Consider the following 410-nt stretch of genomic DNA (forward strand, 5'->3'; position numbering starts at 1 on the left):
AAACTATATATTAAAATATAATTTATTGTGAGATGATTTTATGGTTGGTAAAATATTAATTGTTTGTTTGTTTATATTTATTGGAATAATGTTGTCACTAGGTAAATGGTCATTTTTAATAGCAGGATTTAATACAATGAGTAAAGAAGAAAAACAAAAGTATGATGTAATATCTCTATGTAAATTTATGGGGAAATTTATGTTTGTTATTGCTTTTTCTATATCATTATTTATTTTAAGTGATATATTCATGATGAATATGTTATTTAATATTGGTGTTGCTATAATAATTGGTTCAACAATATTTACAGTAATATATGTAAATACAGGTAATAGATTTGAAAGTAAAAAATAAGGTAGCTTAACTACCTTATTTTTATGTTGAATATGAATAACTTAGTCTAATAGAG

At 21.5% G+C, this 410-nt stretch carries 1 protein-coding gene; it reads left to right on the plus strand.

Features of this window, described 5'->3' with window-relative positions; all coding sequences use genetic code 11:
• The first annotated feature begins 40 nt into the window (after positions 1–40).
• Entirely contained in the window at positions 41–355 is a 315-nt protein-coding gene (locus GBZ86_RS16815) for a DUF3784 domain-containing protein (protein ID WP_152892543.1), read from the plus strand.
• Positions 356–410 lie beyond the last annotated feature (55 nt).

Origin of the sequence: Clostridium tarantellae, assembly GCF_009295725.1 — a bacterium.
Taxonomy (GTDB): domain Bacteria; phylum Bacillota; class Clostridia; order Clostridiales; family Clostridiaceae; genus Sarcina; species Sarcina tarantellae.

Bases quoted from the DNA above. Each gene is read 5' to 3' on its own strand.
- GBZ86_RS16815 (WP_152892543.1), top strand. From the start codon at position 41: ATGGTTGGTAAAATATTAATTGTTTGTTTGTTTATATTTATTGGAATA.